Annotated in this window: 19 protein-coding genes; 4 read left to right on the top strand and 15 right to left on the bottom strand. The window is 71.5% G+C overall.

From position 1 onward, the window contains the following. The first annotated feature begins 31 nt into the window (after window positions 1-31). The gene (locus FBY41_RS17145) at window positions 32-1,474 is read left to right on the top strand and encodes a KamA family radical SAM protein (RefSeq protein WP_141845486.1); all 1,443 of its coding nucleotides are present in this window, start codon (window positions 32-34) and stop codon (window positions 1,472-1,474) included. A gap of 3 nt (window positions 1,475-1,477) precedes the next feature. Then, window positions 1,478-1,987 carry a Cys-tRNA(Pro) deacylase gene (gene ybaK, locus FBY41_RS17150; protein WP_141845487.1) on the top strand — a complete coding sequence of 170 codons (510 nt, stop codon included), beginning with the start codon at window positions 1,478-1,480 and terminating at the stop codon, window positions 1,985-1,987. A gap of 22 nt (window positions 1,988-2,009) precedes the next feature. Here ybaK and FBY41_RS17155 read toward each other — a convergent pair whose 3' ends face one another. The 3 genes from FBY41_RS17155 to FBY41_RS17160 form a co-directional block, all read right to left on the bottom strand. Continuing rightward, the gene (locus tag FBY41_RS17155) at window positions 2,010-2,669 is read right to left on the bottom strand and encodes an aminoglycoside phosphotransferase family protein (protein WP_221629329.1); all 660 of its coding nucleotides are present in this window, start codon (window positions 2,667-2,669) and stop codon (window positions 2,010-2,012) included. A gap of 25 nt (window positions 2,670-2,694) precedes the next feature. Then, complete coding sequence (locus FBY41_RS23655) at window positions 2,695-2,862, bottom strand: hypothetical protein (RefSeq protein WP_221629330.1); 168 nt, start codon at window positions 2,860-2,862, stop codon at window positions 2,695-2,697. A gap of 64 nt (window positions 2,863-2,926) precedes the next feature. Next, entirely contained in the window at window positions 2,927-3,385 is a 459-nt protein-coding gene (locus FBY41_RS17160; protein WP_141845488.1) for an Lrp/AsnC family transcriptional regulator, read from the bottom strand. 104 nt (window positions 3,386-3,489) lie between these two features. On the opposite strand from FBY41_RS17160, the gene FBY41_RS17165 reads away from it, so the two are divergent. Next, window positions 3,490-4,425, top strand: a complete 936-nt coding sequence (locus tag FBY41_RS17165; RefSeq protein WP_141845489.1) for a 5'-3' exonuclease — start codon at window positions 3,490-3,492, stop codon at window positions 4,423-4,425. 92 nt (window positions 4,426-4,517) lie between these two features. Then, a complete protein-coding gene (locus FBY41_RS17170) occupies window positions 4,518-5,087 on the top strand; it encodes a mycothiol transferase (RefSeq protein ID WP_141845490.1) in 570 nt (189 codons plus the stop codon). Between the two features lie 118 nt (window positions 5,088-5,205). On the opposite strand, the gene FBY41_RS17175 is transcribed toward FBY41_RS17170, so the two are convergent. The 12 genes from FBY41_RS17175 to FBY41_RS17230 all read right to left on the bottom strand — a co-directional run bounded on the left by FBY41_RS17175 (window position 5,206) and on the right by FBY41_RS17230 (window position 18,206). Further along, the gene (locus tag FBY41_RS17175; RefSeq protein WP_141845491.1) at window positions 5,206-8,118 is read right to left on the bottom strand and encodes a DEAD/DEAH box helicase; all 2,913 of its coding nucleotides are present in this window, start codon (window positions 8,116-8,118) and stop codon (window positions 5,206-5,208) included. Further along, window positions 8,115-9,053 carry a diacylglycerol/lipid kinase family protein gene (locus FBY41_RS17180; RefSeq protein ID WP_141845492.1) on the bottom strand — a complete coding sequence of 313 codons (939 nt, stop codon included), beginning with the start codon at window positions 9,051-9,053 and terminating at the stop codon, window positions 8,115-8,117. The genes FBY41_RS17175 and FBY41_RS17180 overlap by 4 nt, the downstream gene beginning before the upstream one ends. Before the next feature lie 9 nt (window positions 9,054-9,062). Beyond that, window positions 9,063-9,872, bottom strand: a complete 810-nt coding sequence (gene tatC / locus FBY41_RS17185) for a twin-arginine translocase subunit TatC (RefSeq protein ID WP_260439868.1) — start codon at window positions 9,870-9,872, stop codon at window positions 9,063-9,065. Window positions 9,873-9,914: 42 nt separating this feature from the next. Further along, window positions 9,915-10,262: a Sec-independent protein translocase subunit TatA gene (gene tatA, locus FBY41_RS17190; protein WP_141845493.1), complete on the bottom strand. Its 348-nt coding sequence runs from the start codon at window positions 10,260-10,262 to the stop codon at window positions 9,915-9,917. A 126-nt stretch (window positions 10,263-10,388) separates the two neighbouring features. Then, window positions 10,389-11,378, bottom strand: a complete 990-nt coding sequence (locus tag FBY41_RS17195) for a helix-turn-helix transcriptional regulator (RefSeq protein WP_141845494.1) — start codon at window positions 11,376-11,378, stop codon at window positions 10,389-10,391. Continuing rightward, window positions 11,375-12,358: a helix-turn-helix transcriptional regulator gene (locus FBY41_RS17200; protein WP_141845495.1), complete on the bottom strand. Its 984-nt coding sequence runs from the start codon at window positions 12,356-12,358 to the stop codon at window positions 11,375-11,377. Before FBY41_RS17200 ends, FBY41_RS17195 begins: the two co-directional genes overlap by 4 nt. A 147-nt stretch (window positions 12,359-12,505) precedes the next feature. Continuing rightward, window positions 12,506-12,892 carry an FKBP-type peptidyl-prolyl cis-trans isomerase gene (locus tag FBY41_RS17205; RefSeq protein WP_141845496.1) on the bottom strand — a complete coding sequence of 129 codons (387 nt, stop codon included), beginning with the start codon at window positions 12,890-12,892 and terminating at the stop codon, window positions 12,506-12,508. A gap of 75 nt (window positions 12,893-12,967) precedes the next feature. Continuing rightward, a complete protein-coding gene (locus FBY41_RS17210) occupies window positions 12,968-13,957 on the bottom strand; it encodes an FKBP-type peptidyl-prolyl cis-trans isomerase (RefSeq protein ID WP_141845497.1) in 990 nt (329 codons plus the stop codon). Window positions 13,958-14,108: 151 nt separating this feature from the next. Continuing rightward, window positions 14,109-15,500: a Pup--protein ligase gene (gene pafA / locus FBY41_RS17215; RefSeq protein ID WP_141845498.1), complete on the bottom strand. Its 1,392-nt coding sequence runs from the start codon at window positions 15,498-15,500 to the stop codon at window positions 14,109-14,111. Window positions 15,501-15,580: 80 nt separating this feature from the next. Continuing rightward, window positions 15,581-16,156 (bottom strand): GerMN domain-containing protein, encoded by a 576-nt coding sequence (locus FBY41_RS17220; RefSeq protein WP_141845499.1) that lies wholly within the window; start codon window positions 16,154-16,156, stop codon window positions 15,581-15,583. Window positions 16,157-16,184: 28 nt separating this feature from the next. Continuing rightward, window positions 16,185-17,501, bottom strand: coding sequence for a HAMP domain-containing sensor histidine kinase (locus FBY41_RS17225; RefSeq protein ID WP_141845500.1), 1,317 nt, complete (start codon window positions 17,499-17,501; stop codon window positions 16,185-16,187). A gap of 21 nt (window positions 17,502-17,522) precedes the next feature. Then, window positions 17,523-18,206: a response regulator transcription factor gene (locus tag FBY41_RS17230; protein ID WP_141845501.1), complete on the bottom strand. Its 684-nt coding sequence runs from the start codon at window positions 18,204-18,206 to the stop codon at window positions 17,523-17,525. Window positions 18,207-18,333: the final 127 nt, after the last annotated feature.

Raw genomic sequence — 18,333 nt, forward strand, 5'->3', positions numbered from 1 at the left:
CGGTCCCCATGCTGACGTTACTGTGTCGCGCATGGGCATGGTTGAGCAGCCGTACGAGTACCGCCGTCGCGAGCTCCTCGAGCCTGACTGGACGCGTTTCCCGGGGTGGAGCGGCGTGACGCAGGCCAACTGGGACGACGCTCAGTGGCAGCGGGTCAACTGTGTCAGGAACATCAAGCAGCTGCGAGCCCTGATGGGCGACCTGCTCGACGACCGCTTCTACGACGACCTCGCGCGCGACCAGGCCGAGCGCGCGACGATGTCCATGCTCGTGCCGCCGCAGATGCTCAACACGATGGTCCCCTCGACCGACGCGCCCATGCCGTCGGCGGGCGACGACTTCACCGAGGCCTTCTACGCCGACCCCATCCGCAACTACATGCTGCCGGTCTTCTCCGATCGCCGCACCGACTGGCCGTCGCACCCGCACGCATCGCGCGACTCCCTCCACGAGCACGACATGTGGGTGGCCGAGGGCCTCACCCACCGCTACCCGACCAAGGTCCTCGCGGAGCTGCTGCCGACGTGCCCCCAGTACTGCGGGCACTGCACCCGCATGGACCTCGTCGGCAACTCGACGCCCCAGGTCGCCAAGCTGAAGTTCGACCTCAAGCCCGTCGACCGGTATGCCGCGATGCTCGACTACCTGCGCTCCACCCCGGTCGTGCGCGACGTCGTCGTCTCGGGTGGCGACGTCGCGAACATGCCGTGGAAGAACCTCGAGGCGTTCGTCGACCAGCTGCTCGACATCGACAACATCCGCGACATCCGCCTGGCGAGCAAGGCGCTCATGGGCCTGCCCCAGCACTGGTTCGCCGAGGACGTCGTCGAGGGCGTGGCCCGCGTGTCGGCCAAGGCTCGGGCGCGGGGGGTCTCGCTCGCGATCCACACCCACGTCAACAACGCTCAGTCGCTGACCCCCTCGGTCGCCCGGGCCGCCAAGGCCATGCTCGACGCCGGTGTCCGCGACGTGCGCAACCAGGGCGTGCTGATGCGCGGGGTCAACGACACCTCGGAGCAGCTGCTCGACCTCTGCTTCGGCCTCGCCGACGGCGCGCAGATCACGCCGTACTACTTCTACATGTGCGACATGATCCCGTTCGCCGAGCACTGGCGGCTCTCGCTCGCCGAGGCCCAGCACCTCCAGCACTCGATGATGGGCTACCTCCCGGGCTTCTCCACCCCGCGCATCGTCTGCGACGTACCCTTCGTCGGCAAGCGCTGGGTGCACCAGGTCGAGGAGTACGACACCGAGCGCGGAATCTCCTACTGGCGCAAGAACTACCGCACCTCGATCGAGGGGGACGACACCGAGGCCCTGTCGCGCGAGTACGTCTACTACGACCCGATCTACACGCTGCCCGAGTCGGGTCAGCAGTGGTGGCACACGTCGATCGACCGCGAGGCCCTGCTCGCCGACTCGTCGGAGCAGGCGGCGACGAGCCGCCATGCGTCCGAGTCGCAGCTCGTCTGACGCATGGCTCGCGCGCGCGCCAAGGACGCGGAGGGCCCGACGACCCAGGCGACGCTCGCGCTCGACCGCGCCGGGGTGACCTTCACGCGACATCCCTACGACCACGACCCGTCGGCGCCGAGCTTTGGGCTCGAAGCCGCCGAGGCCCTCGGCCTCGACCCGGCCACGGTCTTCAAGACCCTTCTCGTCGACACCGGTCGTGGGTTGGCGGTCGGCATCGTTCCCGTCGGCGGGGAGCTCGACCTCAAGGCCGTCGCCGCGGCGCTCGGGGTCAAGTCGGTCCTCATGGCCGACCCCGCGGCCGCCGAGCGGTCGACCGGCTACGTCGTCGGCGGCATCTCCCCGGTGGGGCAGAAGCGGCCACTTCCCACCGTCCTCGACGAGACGGCATACGCGCACGAGACGGTCTACGTGTCCGGCGGCCGGCGCGGCTTCGACCTGGGCCTCTCCCCCACCGACCTCGCCTCGGTCACCAGAGCGGTGCGCGCGCCGATCGGGCGCCCTCGACGCTGAGCGTTCGGCGGCGAGGCAGTCGTCACGCCTCGTCGAGCACGTCGGCCACCATCCGGTGACCCTGCTCCTCGAACGCCGGGTCGCCGACGGCATACGACCAGCAGGCGGTGCCGATGGCCTCGCGCACGCGGGTGCGCAGCCACGCGGCGGGCTCCCTCGGATCGCTGCCGTAGCCGTCGAGGAACGCCTCCTCGAGGGACGGGTTGCGGCGGAAGTCCTGGGCCGCGAGCCGGGTGAGGTCGGTCATCGCGGGCCGCAGGTCGGCTCGACCGAAGTCGATGACGCGCACTGTCCCGTCGTCGACGAGCCAGTTCCGCGGCTGCCAGTCGCCGTGGGTCGGCACGACGATCACCGGCTCGGCGGGCCACGACGCGACGAGCGACCGCAGTCGCTGCTCGGTGCGGGTGTCGATCCGATGGGTCCCGTCGAGCCAGGCGAGAGCCTTGGCGTTCTCGCGGCGCTCGTGGTCCGGGTCGGGGTGAGGGTCCTGCGCGTGCAGTGATGCGAGGAGGGCGCCCGCCTGCCGGTAGGTCTCCGGCTCGTCAGCGGCCCCGTGGCCGAGCACGAGACGGCCCGGGAGGTAGCGGGTGACGAGGACCTTGGCCCCGACGTCGGCGTGCACGAGCCGTGGCGCACGCCGGTCAGCCAGCCAGGGGCGCAGCCACTCCCGGTGCGCCCGCACCTCCCGGTGGATGTGGCCGTCGCTCTCACCCCCCCGCCTTGACGATGAGGCGGTGGCCGTCGTGCACGATCTCGAGCACTGTCGTGGCGACGAGGCCCCAGCCGTGGTCGCGCACGATCTCGGCCCCCGGCAACCAGCCGTCGAGCAGCTGCGCCTGCCGCGGAGACAGCGGGGCGACGTCGGTGAAGGTCATCGGCGGGGACGGGTCTCTCGGGGGCGTCGTCGGGGCTCGTTGCGGGAGACCCCAGCGGGACGGGTCAGCCCTTGTCGCGCGGCGTGGCGGAGGCGCTGCGCCCCTCCCACGGGGTCGACAGCACGACCGTCGTGTGGGTCGACACGTTGGCAGCGGACCTGATGCGCGCGAGCAGGTCCTCGAGGTTGCTCGGGGTGCCCACCCGCACCTTGAGGATGTAGCTCTCGACACCGGCGACCGAGTGGCAGTCCTCGATCTCGCTGATGTGGGCGAGGCGCTCCGGAACGTCGTCGGGCGCGCTCGGGTCGAAGGGCGTCACGGAGATGAGCGCGGTCAGTGACAGGCCCAGCGCCTCGGGTGACACGGTGGCGGCGTAGCCGGTGATGACACCCCGCTCCTCGAGCCGGCGAACGCGCTGGTGCACGGCCGACGTCGACAGGCCCGTGGCCTTGCCGAGGTCGGTGTAGCTCATCCGTCCGTCGGCGAGCAGCAGTCCCACGAGGCGGCGGTCGAGTTCCTCCATGCGCGTGAGGGTAGACCACGCCGTGGGCGCCCCGCTGGCACATCCCTCATCGCGGTACTCCTCGTGGCGTCCGGGACCGCAGGACACCTCGGTAGTCTCGGCCCATGCCGAACCAGCGCGCCCTGCTCCTCGACTCCGCGTCGCTCTACTTCCGCGCCTTCTTCGGGGTTCCCGAGGTGATCGGCCCGAGCGGCGTGCCCACCAACGCGGTGCGCGGCTTCCTCGACATGATCGCCTCTCTCGTCGAGCGGGGGCGGCCGACCCATCTCGTCGCCTGCTGGGACAACGACTGGCGTCCTGCCTTCCGTGTCGAGGCCATCCCGTCCTACAAGGCGCACCGGGTGGCCGGTGCGAGCGACGAGGCGCTCAACGGCGAGACCGTGCCCGAGGCGCTCTCGGTGCAGGTGCCGATCATCGTCGACGCGCTCGCGGCCCTCGGCATCGCACGGGTCGGCATCGACGGGCACGAGGCTGACGACGTCATCGGCACCCTGACGACGACCCTCACCGGCCAGATGCCCGTCGACGTCGTCACGGGTGACCGCGACCTCTTCCAGCTCGTCGACGACGCGAACGCGATCCGGGTGCTCTACACGGCCCGTGGTGGGGTGCGCTCCCCCGACGTCGTCGACGAGGCCTTCATCGCGGAGAAGTACGGCGTGAGCACGGGGGCCGCCTACGCCGACATGGCCGTCCTGCGCGGGGACGCGAGCGACGGCCTGCCGGGTGTCGCCGGGATCGGTGAGAAGACCGCCGCCAAGCTCATCACGACCTACGGCTCACTCGCGGCCCTGCGTGCCGCCCTCGACGGTGGTGACCCGGCACTCAAGGGTGCCCAGCGGGCGCGGCTCGAAGCCGGCGCGGCCTACCTCGACGTGGCTCCTCGGGTCGTCGAGGTCGTTCGGGACGCCACCCTGCCCGAGGTCGACATGGCTCTGCCCAGCGCGGTCGCCGACCCCACGCTCATGTCGCGCCTCGCGATCGAGCACGGTCTGACCTCCTCGTTCGACCGCGTCGTCACCGCCCTGCGCATCGGGTGAGTCGCAAGCGACCGGCTGTCGGTGTCGCGCCCTAGCGTGGAGTGATGACCTCCTCCGAGCCTCCCGTGCCTCCCGTGCCTCCCGTGCCTCCCGTGACCGATACCCCGTGGGAGCCGCCCCTCGCCGGCACCGAGACGGAGCAGCTCGTCGGCGCCCTCGAGCGCCTGCGCGCGACCTTCCGGTGGAAGGCCGACGGGCTCGACGCCGACGGCCTGCGCACCACGGTCGGTGCCTCGACGCTGACGCTCGGCGGGCTGCTCAAGCACCTCGCTGCCAACGAGGACCACTGCTTCACCCGCAAGCTGCGCGGCGAGCCGCTGGGGCAGCCCTGGGAGGGCTGGGGATGGGACGGCAGTGACGACTGGGAGCTGACGTCTGCCGCCGACGACACGCCGAGCGAGCTGTATGCCGTGTGGGACGGTGCCGTCGCCCGCTCCCGAAGGCGCCTGGCTGCGGCCCTGGCGGAGGGTGGGCTCGAGCAACCGATCGCCGCCCACAACGACGCCGGTGACCACGCCAACCTGCGCCGGCTCCTCTGCGACCTCGTCGAGGAGTACGGCCGCCACACGGGCCATGCCGATCTCATCCGCGAGGCCGTCGACGGACGCGTCGGTGAGGACCCGCCGGCTGGATGGACCCCGACCGTGCCGCACGGCGCGTAGCGATCGCGGATCCCGCAGCCAGGACTGATCCTTCGATCGGGAGGCGACGGAGTGCTCTTTCGATCGGGACGACGGACTGCTCTTTCGATCGAGGGGCGGCGGCTGGGGACGTCTGTGATCAGTCCAGGCGGTCGGCGGCGACGACGCCGCGCAGCACCTTGTCGCTCGCGGAGCGTGCCATCGCTGCGAGGGCCGGATCGGCGGCGTCGGTCAGCTGACCGAGCAGGTCGATGACCTGCTTGCAGCGACGGACGAAGTCGCCGGCCGCGAGGTCGGTGCCGCGCAGGACGTCCTCGAGACGCTGGCCGCTCGCCCACCGGTGCACGGCCCACGCGAGCCCGCCGTCCGGCATACCGGTGCGGGGAAGGGCGAGGGCGCCCTCGGCGTCCTCGAGGTCGCTCCAGACGGTGATCATGCGGTCGTAGGCCTCGCGCACGTCGTCGTTGGGCCACCGGGGCGTCAGGCCGCCCTCCTCGCGGCGCGGCTCGTGGATGAGCGTCGAGACGACGGCAGCGAGCGAGGGCGCGTCGAGGCGGTTCCACAGCCCCTCGCGCAGGCACTCGGCGGCGAGCAGGTCCTTCTCCGTGTAGAGCTGGCGCAGCCGGTCGCCCTCGGCCGTGATCGTCGTGCCACCCTCGCCGAGGTAGCCCATCTCGACGAGCAGCTCGCAGATGCGGTCGAAGGTCTTCGCGACCGAGTTGGTGCGCCCGTCGATCTTGCGCTGCAGGCCGTCCGTCTCGCGGCGCAGCCGCCACCACCGCTCCGCCCACCGCGCGTGGTGCTCGCGGTCGGGGCAGCGATGGCAGGGGTGTGCCCGCATCTCGCGTCGCAGCTCGTCGATGCGGTCCGAGCCCGGGTCGGTGACGTCGACCGCCGCCCTGCGTCGCGGCGGCGGGTCGTGCGGCAGCTGGGCGCGCAGCGTGGCCGCGAGGTCGCGGCGGGCCTTGGGGTTGCGCGCGTTGAACTGCTTGGGCACCCGCATCGTGCCGAGCGGTTCGAGGGGGGTGGGCACGTCGTGCAGCGTGAGCCGCCGCAGGTGGTGGTCCTCGGTGACGACGGCGGGCGAGGCAGCCTCACCGCGCCCGCCCCGGTTGGGCATGACGACGACCGCAAGGCCGCTGTGCCGCCCCGCCGGGATCCGCACGATGTCACCGATCTTCAGCGCCTCGAGAGAGCCGGCCGCGTCCTCGCGCATCGAGGCCGACCGGCGCCTGGCTCCGTCACGCTCGAGCTCGCGGATCTCGTCGCGGATGGCGGCGTACTCGGCGAAGTCGCCGAGGTGGCAGCGCATCGACTCCTCGTAACCGGCCAGCGCCTCCTCGTTGCGGCGCACGGTGCGCACGAACCCGACGACGGCGCGGTCGGCCTGGAACTGCGCGAACGACGTCTCGAGGATCTCGCGCGCCGTGTCGCGGCCGAACTGCCGCACGAGGTTGACGGCCATGTTGTAGGTCGGCCGGAAGCTCGAGCGCAGCGGATACGTGCGCGTCGAGGCGAGACCGGCGACGGCAGCCGGGTCGAGGCCGCGGTTCCACAGCACGACCGCGTGGCCCTCGATGTCGATGCCGCGCCGCCCGGCGCGCCCGGTCAGCTGGGTGTACTCCGCCGGGGAGATGTCGACGTGGCTCTCGCCGTTGAACTTCACGAGCTTCTCGAGCACGACCGTGCGCGCCGGCATGTTGATGCCGAGGGCGAGCGTCTCTGTGGCGAAGACCGCCTTGATACGGCCCTCGGTGAAGAGCTCCTCGACGATCTCGCGGAAGGTCGGCAGCATGCCTGCGTGGTGGGCCGCGAAGCCCCGGGCGATGCCGTCGGCGAAGTCCCAGTAGCCGAGGACCGAGAGGTCCTCGTCGGCGAGCCCCTGGATGCGCTCCTCGACGACGCGACGGTTGCGCTCCCCCTCGACCTCGCTGATGAGGCGCATCCCGCTCGCGAGCAGCTGACCGACCGCCGCCTCGCACCCGGCGCGGCTGAAGATGAACGTGATCGCCGGCAGCAGCCCCTCACGCTCGAGCCGGTCGATGACCTCGAAGCGGCTCGCACCGCCGCCGGGCCGGCCACCGCGCACGAAGGCGCCACCTCCCCCGCCCTGACCGCCCTGACTGCCCCGGGAATTCTGGCCGCCGCGGCCGTTCTGGCGCTCGCCGTTCTGGCCATTCCGACCCGCGTCGCGACGGCCACGGCCCGACCAGTCGTCGCGTCCGCGTGAGCCGTTCTTGCCGCGGCCCTTCTGCCTGCCGCCCCGGTTGCTCACCCAGTGCGAGTCCCAGGCCCCGCGTCCTTCGGTGCCGCGGATGGCGTGCACGAGGTCGGGGTTGACGGTCACCGGCACCATGCCCGGGGTCACGGACGAGGCGCCCGCGTCGTCGAGATCGAGGGCGTCGTCGTCGACCTGCTCGACGAAGAGGTCGTACATCGACTGGCCGACCATCATGTGCTGCCAGAGCGGCACGGGCCGGTGCTCCGAGACGATGACCTCCGTGTCGCCGCGCACCTCGCCGAGCCACGCCCCGAACTCCTCGGCGTTGCTCACGGTCGCCGAGAGCGACACGACACTGACGTCGGGGGGCAGGTGGATGATGACCTCCTCCCACACCGCGCCGCGGAAGCGGTCGGCGAGGTAGTGAACCTCGTCCATGACGACCCAGCCGAGCCCGCGCAGGGTGGTCGAGCCGGCATACATCATGTTGCGCAGCACCTCGGTCGTCATGACGACGACCGGCGCCTCACCGTTGATCGAGGCGTCTCCCGTCAGCAACCCGACCTTGTCGGCGCCGTGACGGCGCACGAGGTCGGCGTACTTCTGGTTCGACAGCGCCTTGATCGGCGTCGTGTAGAACGCCTTCCGGCCGGTCGCGAGGGCGAGGTGGACGGCGAACTCGCCGACGACCGTCTTGCCGGCGCCCGTCGGCGCCGCGACGAGCACGCCACGCCCCTCCTCGACGGCGCGGCACGACTCGACCTGGAAGTCGTCGAGCGGGAAGTCGAGCTGCCCCGCGAACTCGGCCAGCTGCGGCCACGACGCGATCACGACCCCACCTCCTTCTCGGACTGCGTACCCACGGGGGCGGGCACGACCACGCGGAGCGCCCCCGGCACCACCTCGGCGTCGATGGGCAGGTCGGTGAACGACTCACCGTCGGCCTGCGAGCGTATGCCGTCCGCCTCCAGCCGCACCCGGGCGGCCCGGTGCATCTCGACCGCCGGGTGGGTCACGTGGGTGCCGGAGAAGACCTTCGGGAAGACCCGCAGGAAGGCCGGGATCGACAGCTCGTGGACGATCATGACGTCGAACAGGCCGTCGGCCGGGTCGGCGTCCGGGGAGACGCGCATGCCGCCACCGAAGGACGTCGTGTTGGCGACGGTCACCAACATCGCACGGGTCTCGATGCGTTCGCCGTCGAGCTCCACGGCATACGGGATGGGACGGAAGACGGGCAGCTCCCGCAGGATGGCGAGGTTGTAGCGCATCTGCCCGCGGGGCCAGCGCATCCGCTGCGCGCGGGCGTTGACGACGGCGTCGAAGCCGGCGCCGAGGACGCCGGCGAACCACCGGTCGCCGCGCTCGCCGTTGCGCACGAGACCGGCATCGATGGCCCGGGTCGTGCCGTGCCGGAGCAGCGCGACCGCGGCCGCGGGGTCGTTGACGGGGAGACCGAGGTTGGCCGCGACGTCGTTGCCCGTGCCGCCAGCCACGACGAGCAGGCGCGTCGGAGTCGTCGCGACGAGGTTGGTGCCGAGGTGCGCCATGCCGTCGCCGCCGACGACGACGAGCGTCTCGACCCCGTCCGCGACAGCGCGCTGCGCGCGATCACGAGCGGCTGCGTAGTCGACCCCGGACACGTCGATGACCTCGTGGCCCTGAGCGACGAGGGCCGCCCGGGTCAGCTCTCCCAACCGCCGGCCCGAGCCCTTGCCGGCCGTCGGGTTGACGATCAGGGCGACGCGGTCGGTCTGGTGGGACACACTCGAACGCTACAGGGCCGAGGCCTCGTCGTCGGCGACGTCCAGCCAGTCGGGCTTCGTTTCCTCCTTGCGCCGGTCGAGGAGGAAGGCCACCCCGATCGAGGCGAAGTAGAGGGCGATCATCGGTGAGGCGAGGAAGATCATCGTGTAGGCGTCGGGCGTCGGCGTCATGATCGCGGCGAAGACGAAGATGATCATGACGGCCGGGCGCCAGCTCCTCAGCATCGCGCGTGCCGGCAGGATGCCGACGAGGTTGAGGGCCACGAGGAAGACGGGCAGCAGGAAGGCGCAGCCGAAGGCGACGATGAACTTCAGCACGAAGTTGAGGTACTGCGACCCGTCCTGCAGGTTGTAGGCGCCCTCGGGGGTGAAGCCCAGCAGCACCGCGACGGCCTTCGGAACCATGATGAAGGCGAAGAAGCATCCGGCGAGGAAGAGTGGCACCGCGGCGACGACGAACAGCCGCGCGATGAGCTTCTCCTTCTTCGTCAGACCGGGGACGATGAAGCCCCAGATCTGGAAGAGCCAGACCGGCGACGCGAGGATCACGCCGACGAAGAGCGAGGTCGTCAGCTGGAGGGCGAAGGCATCGGTCATGCCCGCGAAGTTGATGTTGACGACGCCGTCGGCGCGGCTCGCCTGGAGATCCTGGAGCGGCTTGGTCAGCGCGTTGATGATCTGGTTGTAGTAGACCCACCCGACGACCGCGCCGAGGAGGATGGCGACGGCCGCGATGGTGACGCGGTTGCGCAGCTCCCGGAGGTGGTCGCCGAGCGACATGCGACCCTCGGGGTCGCGGTGACGTCGGAACGAGGGCATTCAGGTCCGTCCGTGCAGAAGCGGGCGCGGTGGGCGCCCCGCTCAGAGGGTCGTGTCGCGGCGGATGTCGGTCGGCTCGGCGCTCGCGGCACGGAGGCGCTCGACCTCGGCCCGGGCAGCAGCGGCCTGGCGCTCGGCCTCGGCGACCCGCTCGTCCGCGACGCGGCGCTCCTCGGCGGAGGGGTCGACGACGTCGCCGGGGACGGTCGTGCGCGACGCCTCGCTCGGCGTCGTGGGCTTGCCGTCCTTCTTCAGCTCGTCGACCTCGGACTTGAAGACGCGGGCCGAGCGGCCCAGGCTGCGCGCCATGTCGGGGAGCTTCTTCCATCCGAACAGGGCGATGATGACGATCGCGATGATGATCAGTTCGGGGGCACCCAGGTTGGGCATGTCTCTACTCCTCGTCGAAGTCCGGTCCGGTCGGCCGGGTCGGCGCAGCATCCTCGCTGCAAGGCACCAGCATACGTTGGTGTGCGGTGGCTCACCCCGGTGCACCCCGGGTAATCATCTCGCCGATCACGTGTCGAGACGGTCGTAGGCCTCGAGGGCGGAGCGCGCCTCCTGCGCGACGGCCTGTGCGAGCTCAGCCGGCTCCACGACCCGCACCTCCCCCCCGAGTCGCAGCACGAGGCGGCGCACGAGGGCGGGGTCGGCCACCTTGAGCGTCACCCGGAGCGACCCGTCAGGGCCGCGCTCGACCCCCTCGTTGGGGTAGTAGTCGGCGATCCAGGCGGCCCAGCGGCTGGCCTCGAGCACGACCGTGAGGTCGTTCTCACCGGGGACGAAGACGTCGTCGAGGTCGCGAGGTCGCGCCTCCGGCGGCGGGGTGCCGTCGACGTCGAGGACCTCGGCGTGCTCGATCCGGTCGAGGCGGAAGAGGCGCACCCCCCGGGCCCGGTGGCACCAGCCCTCGACGTACCACTGCCCGTCGAGGTTGACGATGCGCATGATGTCGACGTCGCGCTCGGTCGACTCGTCACGGGTGGCGACGTAGTAGCCCAGGTGCACCCGTCGGCCCCGGGCGAAGGCGTCCTTGAGCGTGGCCATCGCCGGATGCTGGCTGCCGTCGTCGAGATCGAGCTCGATGCGGCCCACGCTCTCGTCGACCGTCGTGGCAGCCGCGGCCCGCAGCTTGGCCAGCGTGCGCTCGGCGACGTCGGAGCCGACGAGGCTCGAACCGAGCGCCTGCAGCCCCGCCGTGAGCGTCACGGCCTCGTCACGCGTGAGGCGCATCGGGGCCGCGATGTCGTCGGCGTTGTCGAGGTAGACGTGCCCGCTCTCCCACGAGGCGTCGATGAGCTCGGCGTGACCGTAGCCCGGCGTGCCGCAGACGAAGAGCAGCTCGAGGTCCTCGACGATCTGCTCGGTGCTCACACCGAACTCGCTCGCCGCCTCCTCGATCGGCACCCCGCGGTGCTGGATGAGCCACGGCACCATGTCGAGCAGCCGGCCGAGCCGCTGGGTCGCGGTCTCCGGCGGCTTGCGCGCCGGGCGGGCCGCGCTCATGCCGGCGTCCTCTCGTTGGCCTCGGCAGCCGCGAGGAGCGTCGAGCGGACGGCGTCGACGAGCTCCGGCGGCGAGACGGCGACGGCGTGCTGCCCGAGGGCGACGACGTCGCGCTCCGTCGAGCCACGCCAGTAGGGCACCTCCACCTCCGACCAGCGCTCGTCGAGCTCGGTCACCGACAGCGCGTGACGACGCAGGGTGTGCCCCCTCCCGTGGCGCAGCCGGACGCGAGCGGTGCCCACCGAGGCCGCCGCCTGCTGCTCGAGGGCGACGTCCGGCTCGTAGCCCTCGGGCACGGCGTAGCTGCCGGCACGGCCGAGCTTGCGCACGGCCCCCTCGAAGCGGCTGAGGCGAAAGGCTCTGTCGTCCTCGCGGTCGAGGTCGTAGCCCGTGAGGTACCACCGGCCGTGCCAGTTCTTGAGGGCCCACGGCTGGACCCGTCGGGTCGTCAGCTCACCGTCGTTCTTGCGGTAGTCGAAGGTGATCGGCTGGAGCGCCGACAGCGCCGCATGCACGGCATCGAATGCCGGCTCCTTGGTGCGGATGCGCGGCTCGGCCCCGGCAGCGACCGACTCGTCGATCTCGACGCCGGACAGGCGCAGCTTGCGCAGCCCCGCCGACGCGGCCCCCGAGATGCTCGCCGTCGACCACGCCCGCGCGGCGAGTGCGAGGGCTGCGACCTCGTCGGGCTCGAAGCTGATCGCCGGCAGGGTCGTCTCGTTCGAGTCGATGCGGTAGCCGACCTCGTCGTCGAAGAGGACGTCGAGAACGGTCGTCGTGATGGGGATGCCCATCTCGCGCAGCTCGTCCTTGTCTCGCTCGAACATCCGGTCGAACGCCTCGTCGGAGGTCGCCGCGGCATAGGCGGGCAGCGACTCGCGGATCCTATGCTTCGACACCGGTCGCCTCGCCGACTTCAGCGCGAGGATGAGGTTGAGCAGCCGTTCGGTCTTCTCGGCCGAGGCAGACGCGGGGCTCATCACGACCTTCCTGGGGAGCCCGCTGGGTGGGTGGCGGGGGTCGCTGGACGGGTGGGCAGTCCGACGCTACCCGACGCAGACGCAGGTATGCCGCGGGGCCGCGGCCCCACGGCATACCTGCGTGTCGTACGTGTGGCGAAGGCTGGGTCAGCGCACGTCGTCGAGGTCGACGACGAAGATCAGCGTCTCACCGGGGGCGATGGCGGCGCCCGCCCCACGGTCGCCGTAGGCGAGGTGCGGCGGGATCGTCAGCTTGCGGCGACCACCGACCTTCATGCCCTCGATGCCCTTGTCCCAGCCCGAGATGACCATGCCGACGCCCAGCCGGAAGTCGAGCGGCGCGCCGCGGTTCCACGAGGAGTCGAACTCCTCGCCCGAGGAGTGCGCGACACCGACGTAGTGGGCGCTCACGGTGTCGCCGGCCTTGGCCTCGCGGCCGTCGCCCACGATGACGTCCTCGATGAGCAGGTCAGCCGGAGCCTCGCCCTCGGGGAAGTCGATCTCGGGCTTCGTGCGGTCCGGGTCGAGTGCCATGCTGCGTGTTCCCTTCGTTGGGGCGGAGTCGGTCCCCGCCGGTGACTGCCGATGACTTCCGGTGGCTGCCGGGGCTCAGTACGCGTCGAGGATGTCGACGACGAAGACGAGCGTGTCGGTGCCCTTGATCTTGTCCCCGGTGCCGGCGGATCCGTAACCATCCTTCGGCGGGATGACGAGCAGCACGCGGCTGCCGACCTTCTTGCCGACGAGGGTCTTGTCCCAGCCGGGGATGACGGCGTTGACGCCGATCGGGAAGTCGGCCGCGGCGCCGCGCTGCCAGGAGGAGTCGAAGACGCTGCCGTCGCGCCAGAGGACGCCGTGGTACTGCGCCGAGATGGTCTGGCCCTTCTGGACCGTGGCGCCCTTGCCCTCGATGAGGGTGGCCTCCTTGGTCTCCGTCGGCGCCGCCGACTTCGGCACCGTGACCGTGGGCTCCTTGGTGGGGCCGTTGGGGAAGGCCACCGTCGGCAGGCCGGCCGGGCTGGCGGCCTGGGTGCCGTCGACCTGCGTGAGGCCGCGGTGGACGTCGGCGATGTCGGCGACGACGACGATCGTGTCGGTGCCCGCGACACCGAGCTGGCTGTTGCCCTGCTCGCCGAAGCCCTTGGCCGGCGGGATCGTGAAGACGACCCGCGAGCCCTTCGTCGCTCCGAGCAGGCCCTCGGTGAAGCCCGCGATGAGGTCGGTGCGGCCGAGCCGGTAGCCCTCGGGGTTACGGCCGGCGGCGTAGCCGTCGTCGAGCAGCTTGCCGCTCGTGCCGTTGTAGATCTGGGCGCGCAGGCTCACGGTGTCGGCCTTGGTGGCGGCCGAGCCGGTGCCCGGCGTCAGCACCTTGCGCTCGACGGCGGTGGAGCTGATCGGCGTCTTGCCGAGGGCCACCTTGGGCGCCGTCTTGAGGTCGACCGCCCCCGTGGCCGTCACGCCCTTGAGGGCGACCGACGGAGCAGCCGAGGTGGCCGCGGTCGTGCCACCCGCGCTCGGGGTGCTGGTGCTGCCGCACCCGGCCAACAGGGCGAGGGACAGTGAGGCGGCGACGGTCAGGGCTGGACGGGAGGGGCGCACGAGAGCACTTTCGGATCGGGGGCGGGCGGCACAGGGGTCCGCTCGGCAAACCCCGTCACTCTAACCCCCGGCGAGCACCCGTGAGTTCCCGTGAGTCCCCGGCGCCGGCCACTCACAGCCGGCGGACAGCACCTCACAGGTGGCGGACACCTCAGAGCGGACGCTGGATGGACGGCGAGCGCTCGATGGTGTCCATGAGCCGGTCGACCCGGTCGTCGACCGCCCGGAAGGGGTCCTTGCACAGCACCGTGCGCTGGGCCTGGTCGTTGAGCTTGAGGTGCACCCAGTCGACCGTGAAGTCCCGTCCGTGCGCCTGCGCGGCCCGGATGAAGTCGCCGCGCAGCTTGGCCCTCGTGGTCTGCGGCGGGCGCACCTTCGCCTGGAAGACCTCGACATCGGTCGCGACGCGGGCTGCCCTCCCGTGCCGCTGGAGGAGGTAGAAGAGGCCGCGTCGCCGGTTGATGTCGTGGTAGGCGAGGTCGAGCTGCTGCACCCGGGCGTCGGTGAGGGCGAGCCCGTGGCGCTCGCGGTAACGCTCGATGAGCCGGTGCTTGATGACCCAGTCGATCTCGGTGTCGATGGCGTCGAGGTCGCCGGTCGCGATGGCATCGAGGGCCCGACCCCAGAGGTCGAGCACCTGCTTGGTGTCCGCGCTCGTCATCCCCTCGCGGTCGACGAAGTCGAGGGCCTTGTCGAGGTACTCGCGCTGCATGTCGAGGGCCGACAGCTCGCGGCCGTTCGCGAGGCGCACCGTCGCGCGGCCGGTTGGGTCGTGGCTCATCGTGCGGATGGCCCGGATGGGGTTCTCCATCGTGAGGTCGCGCATGACGACGCCCGCCTCGATCATCCGAAGCACGAGGTCGGCGCTGCCGACCTTGAGCAGCGTCGTCGTCTCGGACATGTTCGAGTCGCCGACGATGACGTGGAGGCGGCGGTACTTCTCCGCGTCGGCGTGGGGCTCGTCGCGGGTGTTGATGATCGGCCGGCTGCGGGTCGTCGCGGAGGAGACGCCCTCCCAGATGTGGTCGGCCCGCTGGCTGACGGCGTAGCTGGCGCCATGGGCGGTGGTGACGACCTTGCCTGCGCCGCAGACGATCTGGCGGCTGATGAGGAACGGGATGAACATGTCGGAGACGCGGGTGAAGTCCCCGGACCGGCCGAAGAGGTAGTTCTCGTGGCAGCCGTAGGAGTTGCCTGCCGAGTCGGTGTTGTTCTTGAAGACGAAGATCTCGCCCTCGACGCCGTCGTCTCGCAGCCGGCTCTGGGCGTCCTCGACGAGACCCTCGAGGATCCGCTCCCCCGCCTTGTCCTGGATGACGAGCTCGCGCACCGAGTCGCACTCGGCGGTCGCGTACTCCGGGTGGGAGCCCACGTCGAGGTAGAGCCGGGCGCCGTTGCCGAGGAAGACGTTGCTCGACCTACCCCACGCGACGACCCGACGGAAGAGGTAGCGGGCGACCTCGTCGGGCGTGAGCCGACGCTGCCCCTGCGTCGTGCAGGTGACGCCGTACTCGTTCTCGATCCCGAAGATCCGCCGCTCCATGCACCAACTGTAGGCGGCTCACCTGCGCTCGCCGCTGAGGACCGGCGCGGAGCCGGTCAGGATGCCGGTCAGGATGCCGGTCAGGATGCCGGAGCGAGGGCGGTGAAGTCGGTGCGCTCGAGCGGCCTGGAGAGCAGCTGGCCCGTCGCGTCGGGCATCGACAGCGCCCTGCCGTCCGAGGCGACCTGCACCCCGGTGGCGATGGTGTCGGCCGTGAGGGTGAAGACGAGCTGGGCGAGCGCGGCCTCCTGCTCGCGCAGGGAGAGGCGGTCGAAGCCCGGTGGCACGTCGACCTCGGCCACCCCCGTCGGCGTCAGCCGGCCGGTCAGGGGCACGGCGTCCGCCGTGGTCGGCAGGGCGGTCCGCAACCCCTGCGCCACCTCGTCCCTCGTCAGGGGCAGGGAGAGGGCGGCGAGCGGTGGACCGATACCGGATCCCTCCGCGACCTCGCGCTCGACCCGGACGAGCCGGTCGCCCCGCAGGAGGTAGGCCTGCATCGTGAACGGCACCGCCGTGGGTGTGAGCGAGCCCGACCCCAGGCCCGGCCCGGTGCTCCTGACGTTCGCCCCCTGGACCGGGACGGGGGCGTCCTGCGCGCCGAGGCCGCAGGCCGACACCCCGACCAGGGCGGCCAGCCCCACGACGAGCCACGCCACCACCTCGACCCGGGGTCGGGGACGCCGCTCAGACGTCCGTGATCGGCAGCTCGACGGCAAACCGCGCGCCTCCTCCCGGGCGGTCTTCGACGGCGACCGATCCCCCGTGCAGCGCGACGTGGCGCTGCACGATGGCGAGCCCGAGCCCCAGGCCGGCTCGCTCGGACGGGGCTGTGCCGCGCGAGAAGCGGTCGAAGACGCGGCCGCGCTGCTCCCCGGGAACGCCGGGCCCGGCGTCGTCGACCTCGATGCGGGCGATCGGTCCGCGCCGCGAGAGGCGCACCGCGAGCACGCCCCCGCCGTGGAGCTCGGCGTTCGAGACGAGGTTGGCCACGACCCGCTCGAGTCCGCGTTTGTCGACCCGTGTCATGAGGGGGTGCGCGGGCTCGGTCACCGGACGCCCGGCGGTGTGGTCTGCGGCCGTCCGCACGAGGTCTGCGAGGTTGACCTCCTCGAGCACGAGGCCCTGACCGGCATCGTGACGAGCCATCTCGAGCAGGTCGACGACGAGCCGTCGGAACCGCTCGAGCTCCTCGGCCAGCAGGTCGAGCGGCTCACGCACGGAGGCGGGCAGGGAGGCCTCCCGGTTCTTGATCACCTGCATCGAGTTGAGCATCGTCGTGAGCGGTGTGCGCAGCTCGTGGCTCACGTCGGCCGCGAAGCGCGAGTCTGCCTCGACCCGGTGCTCGAGCTCGGCCACCGCCCGGTTGAACGACGCCCCGAGCGGGCCGAGATCGGGGTCCCGGTCGGTCTGCAGACGCGCGTCGAGACGTCCCTCGGCGACCGCGGCTGCCACGCTCCCCAGCTCTGCCAGCGGTCTCAGGGCGAGCCGGCTCGCGCCGCGCCCCAGCGCCGCGCCGAGGAGGGCCGTCGCCGCCGCACCGAGCGCCAGCGCGGTCGACAGCGTCCGGAGTGTCTGGTCGAGGTCGGTCAGGGGGAAGACCTCGAACAAGCCGGAGTGGGCCGGCGTGAGCGGCACGCCGACGGCGAGCACCAGGCTCCCTCCGAGCTCGACCCGCTGGGTCGACTCCTGGCCGCTCGTGACGGCGTCCACGAGCGCTGTCGGCAGGCTTGCGGCGGGGACCCGGGGCGAGGTGGAGTACCACTGCCCGCCCACGAGGCAGAGCGACGCGGACGACTGGGTCGTCGGCAACCCGTCGAGGGGCGCCGTCACGAGTCCGGCCCGCGACACGAGACCCTCCTCGATGACCGTGCGACCGAGCTCACCCTCGGCCACCGCCATCGACTCGCGCTGGGTCACGAGATAGCTCGACAGGACCGACCAGATGAGCAGCGACAGCACGGCCGACACGGCCAGGGACAGCAGACCGAAGGCCACCGTCACCCGCCACCGCAGGCCGTGCACTCAGATCGCCAGCCGATATCCCAGACCGCGCGCCGTCACGACATACCTCGGGTTGGCGGGGTCCGGCTCGATGCGCTGCCGGAGCCGGCGGATGTGGACGTCGACGATGCGGCTGTCGCCGAAGTAGCCGTAGCCCCAGACCCGGTCGAGCAGCTCCTCGCGGCTGCGGATCCTGCCGCCAGCGACAGCCAGCTCGACGAGCAGGCGAAACTCCGTGCGGGTCAACGAGATCCGCCGGTCGGCCCGGGTGACGACCCCGTCGTCGAGCCCGATCGCGAGCTCGCCGACGACGACGCGCCGTGGCCGGTGGTCGACCGCAGGCTCGACCCGTCGCAGCATCGCCCGTATGCGGGCTGTCAGCTCCCGCGCGACGAGCGGCTTGGTCACGTAGTCGTCCGCGCCGGACTCGAGGCCCGCCACGACGTCGTGGCTGTCGGTGCGAGCCGTCACCATGATGACGGGCACGCTGCTCGTTCGGCGGATCTCACGGCATACCGAGAAGCCGTCAGTGTCCGGGAGCATGAGGTCGAGCAGCACGACGTCGGGGTCCACCTCGGGCAGGTCGGTGAGGCACTGCCCCCCGTCGGCCGCCTCCTTCACGGAGAAGCCCTCGTCCTCGAGCGCGAGCCGGAGGACGCGCCGAACCCTTGCGTCGTCCTCGACGAGCAGCACGCGCCGCGTCATGAGGCCAGTATCACGCCGGCTCCGACCGCACGATGACATCCGTCACCGAACCGTCACACACGGTCGCGGTTGATGACTCTGTCTTTGCGCTCCCGTGTCACCTTGCCGCTGAAGCGTCCGGCGCGCG

It is taken from the genome of Humibacillus xanthopallidus, assembly GCF_006716675.1.
Lineage (GTDB): Bacteria > Actinomycetota > Actinomycetes > Actinomycetales > Dermatophilaceae > Humibacillus > Humibacillus xanthopallidus_B.